Here is a 3,745-nt window from a genome sequence, read left to right on the forward strand (position 1 = left end):
TTCCGCGGGCACGAGGCCAACACGATGTTGGTCACAAAAGCGTTGCCACAGGACGTGGCGTACTTAGCTTTTGTTCCATGCTCCCTCCCCCTTCCTTCTGCTGCTGGAGTCGCCTTGGCATGAAGTTTTTTCATCCCCAACTTTTGGCGAAGAGCCTTTTCTTCCTTCTTCTCTCATTTCCTATCCATTTGTGACTTCTTCATTGCCAAGCCCCCTCTTATATTTTACGATGAATACAAATAGATAGAAGAAGGTGTCACATGGCGAAAATATTAATCGTTGAAGATGAACAGCAAATTGCGCGTGTATTGCAGCTGGAACTTGGTTTTGAAGGGTACGAAACAACATTGACACATACAGGAACAGACGGTTTATTAAAATTCCATGAAGAGCATTTCGATTTAATACTTCTTGATGTCATGCTGCCGGAACTAAACGGGTTGGAAGTATTGAAGCGGATCAGGAAGCATGATGAAACAGTTCCAGTTCTTTTACTAACCGCGAAAAGTGATATAGAGGATAAAGTGGCAGGTCTGGATTACGGGGCGAATGACTATATTACAAAACCATTTGAATTTGATGAGCTTCTAGCCCGCATTCGTGTTGCCTTGCGATTTTCGCAAAAATCAGTTCCGCGGCAAATTGAAGAAAACGCTTATAAATTTGATGATCTTTCATTAAACGAACAAACGCGCGAAGTTTGGCGGCAAAATCATCCAATTGATTTAACACGTAGGGAATTTGATTTGCTGCTACATTTTATGAAACACGCAAAACATGTGCAATCACGCGAACAACTACTTAATGCCGTATGGGGCTTTGATTATTTTGGGGATACAAATGTAGTCGATGTGTACGTACGCTATTTGCGCCAAAAGCTCGACGTGAATTTAAATTTGCCTACGCTGCTTCATACAGTCCGTGGTGTCGGCTACGTATTGAAGGGTGCGGCCAATGAAGCTTAATACGAAAGTTAATCTTTTCTCAACATTGCTCACATCGATTATTTTAACAGGAAGCTTCACAGGCATTTACTTTCTGTATAAGGAATTTGCCTTTTCAACAGAGGCGGTACAATTACAGGCGCGTGCAAATGAATTGGCAACAGCGGTCAGCTCCCTGGATTCTACAGAAGGAATTGATACGATTTTCCACGCCTATATCCCGACAGACGGCGCAATTTTTGTCCAGGATGCGGCGGGAAAAACCCTGATTCGTCTCCAAATGACGGCCAATGAAATAAATTATAAAATAGATGCGACAGAACATTATACAAAAAAAATTATTCAGGATGTTCCCCATATTGCGCTCACTACCCCGCTCATTTGGCCGAATGATGAAATTGTCGAGGCAAAATTAATCCAACCATTGCCTACAATTACCGAAAATTTGAACCGGCTTATGATTATTTTAGTGTTGATGACACTTGTGGCGCTCATGCCAATTTATTTAGCAAGCCAGCTATTAGTAAGACTCATCGTCAAACCAGTCCAACAGTTAACGACGACAATGGAAAAAAACATTCAACAATCAAGCTTCGAGCAAATCCCCCTTCGCAGACAAACGAAGGATGAAATCACACAAATGGCAAAAACATATAACCATTTAATGGCACAGCTAGAAGATGCACATGACAAACAGCAGCAATTTGTCGGCAATGCGGCACATGAATTAAAAACGCCGTTAACTGTGATTGAAAGCTATACGAAGCTATTAAAACGCCGCGGCACACAAGATGCGGAAGTGACGGAAGAGGCACTTCTTGCGATTTTAAATGAGACTAACAATATGAAAATAATGGTTGAACAAATGCTTGCACTTGCGAAAACGAATGAAACAACGAAAGTGACGATGACGACCTTTGCACTCCAGCCATTCATCGAACAAATTGCCGAAAGTATAAAAGCGGCATATCATCGTGAAATTCATATAAGCGTACCAAATATTCCGATTACGACCGACGAGGCTAAACTAAAACAACTGCTCTTTATTTTCATTGATAATGCCCGTAAATATAGTGAGGATTTCATTAAAATAAGTGCATCCGCAAAAAAAGATTTGCATATTACGATACAAGATTTCGGTATCGGCATTCCGCAAGAAGATGTGCCGAACTTATTTCATCGCTTTTACCGTGTCGATAAAGACCGCAACCGGAAAACGGGTGGTACCGGCATTGGATTATCGATTGCAAAGGAACTTGCCGACCGTTTAAATGCCGATGTTTCAATCGAAAGCGAACTTGGGAAAGGGACAACCATTCATTTAATTGTGCCGCTTTCAGGAGGTGTGCAGCATGAAAACTAAATGGGCATTGTTATGCATCGCAGTGATGGTCATCGGATTATTCATCGCTATTGCCGTAAAACAGCTAACAACATCGCATGGGCTTACGGCGAATGAAATAACTACGCAAATTGAACAGATATACAATGCGAAAGTACAAACATTAGTCGAACAAAATGATAGTTTTGTCGCTTCCTTTAATAAAAATGGTTCAATATTTGAAGTAAACGTAAATCCGGTGACCGGTCATTTTTCAAAATTAGTGCTCGTTCATAAAAATACAGCGCAGCACGCCGGGAACGAAACGGATGGTAAAAACACCCCTAATTCGGAAGTTACACAAAATGAAGAACAGGAAAATGAAACGAATGCCAAGCAATCGCCATCAAGTAATCCAGCTATAACGAAAGGAGAAGCAAAACAGCCAAATTCTTCAAAACCATTACTATCTGAACAGCAAGCTGTAAACATTGCTTTAAAGGAAGTGCCCGGCGAAGTCGATTCCGTTGATTATGAAAACAGTTCGGATGGCGGCAGCTACTTTATCGAAATTGAGCAAGAAGATGAAGTAACCGTTCAAGTGCATGCGATTACAGGCAAAATTTTATCGATTCAATACGAGGATTAATTTCTCATCAATTTCTAATAATTCTCTCAGCCAGTTTTCATATTCGCTCGTTATACTAAAGTTACAAACAACCAAAAGGAGCAAATGAATATGAATAAAAAGTTTTTAGTTATTCCTGCATTATTAATCGCTATTGGTGGAGGCACTGTATTTGCACAGTCGAATTTATTTGCGACTGCCCAAAATAATCCCGTCATTTCCGCAAGTGAAGCAAAGAATATCGCCCTAAAGCAACTGGATGGCAATATTACCGATTTTGAGTTCGATGGGGATGGCCGCACACCGCATTATGAAATTGATATCATTAAAGGAAATGAAAAAATCGAAGTGAAAATTGACGCCATTACAGGGGATATGCGTGTAACGGAACGCAAAACAGTCCGTTCAGCACAAACTGAAAAAACAGCAAACAGTTCATCTCCTACACAGCAAAATGACGAACAACGAACAGAAAACAGTACAACAGTACAGACTGCAAGCCCTGCTCAAGCAGAAGCGGAAACAAAAAAAAATGCAGTTTCCCAGACTATATCACAGCAACAAGCCATTCAAATCGCACAATTAAAAGCACCTGGTAAAGTAACGAATTTTGAAATGGATGAGGACGATAACCGTCTCGTCTACGAAATCGAAATTCGCAACGGCAAAATGGAGTATGATTTTGAAATCGATGCCAACACAGGTGTGATCATTAAATACGAAGAAGATTTAAATGATGATTAAGCAGCAGATAATTATATAAATATATGAAAAAGAGATTGGGACAAAACCCAACCTCTAACTGAAAAGCCCCTGAAATTTTACGAACAGTAAAATTTCAGGGGCTTTGAT

Annotated in this window: 4 protein-coding genes; all 4 read left to right on the forward strand. The window is 40.4% G+C overall.

Annotated elements, in window-relative coordinates:
* Positions 1-260: 260 nt before the first annotated feature.
* The 4 genes from ACTHOQ_RS18695 (at position 261) to ACTHOQ_RS18710 (ending at position 3,637) form a co-directional block, all read left to right on the forward strand.
* Positions 261-965: a response regulator transcription factor gene (locus ACTHOQ_RS18695; RefSeq protein ID WP_440497695.1), complete on the forward strand. Its 705-nt coding sequence runs from the start codon at positions 261-263 to the stop codon at positions 963-965.
* Complete coding sequence (locus ACTHOQ_RS18700) at positions 955-2,307, forward strand: sensor histidine kinase (RefSeq protein WP_440497697.1); 1,353 nt, start codon at positions 955-957, stop codon at positions 2,305-2,307. Before ACTHOQ_RS18695 ends, ACTHOQ_RS18700 begins: the two co-directional genes overlap by 11 nt.
* On the forward strand, positions 2,297-2,914 hold the full coding sequence (locus ACTHOQ_RS18705; RefSeq protein WP_440497698.1) for a PepSY domain-containing protein: 618 nt from the start codon (positions 2,297-2,299) through the stop codon (positions 2,912-2,914). Before ACTHOQ_RS18700 ends, ACTHOQ_RS18705 begins: the two co-directional genes overlap by 11 nt.
* A gap of 90 nt (positions 2,915-3,004) precedes the next feature.
* Positions 3,005-3,637: a PepSY domain-containing protein gene (locus tag ACTHOQ_RS18710; protein WP_440497700.1), complete on the forward strand. Its 633-nt coding sequence runs from the start codon at positions 3,005-3,007 to the stop codon at positions 3,635-3,637.
* Positions 3,638-3,745: the final 108 nt, after the last annotated feature.

The organism is Solibacillus silvestris, from assembly GCF_051967575.1.
Taxonomy (GTDB): domain Bacteria; phylum Bacillota; class Bacilli; order Bacillales_A; family Planococcaceae; genus Solibacillus; species Solibacillus silvestris_B.

What these genes read in the sequence shown, in the direction of transcription:
- ACTHOQ_RS18705 (WP_440497698.1), top strand. Translation starts at nt 2,297, where the DNA reads ATGAAAACTAAATGGGCATTGTTATGCATCGCAGTGATGGTCATCGGA.
- ACTHOQ_RS18700 (WP_440497697.1), top strand. Translation starts at nt 955, where the DNA reads ATGAAGCTTAATACGAAAGTTAATCTTTTCTCAACATTGCTCACATCG.
- ACTHOQ_RS18710 (WP_440497700.1), top strand. Translation starts at nt 3,005, where the DNA reads ATGAATAAAAAGTTTTTAGTTATTCCTGCATTATTAATCGCTATTGGT.
- ACTHOQ_RS18695 (WP_440497695.1), top strand. Translation starts at nt 261, where the DNA reads ATGGCGAAAATATTAATCGTTGAAGATGAACAGCAAATTGCGCGTGTA.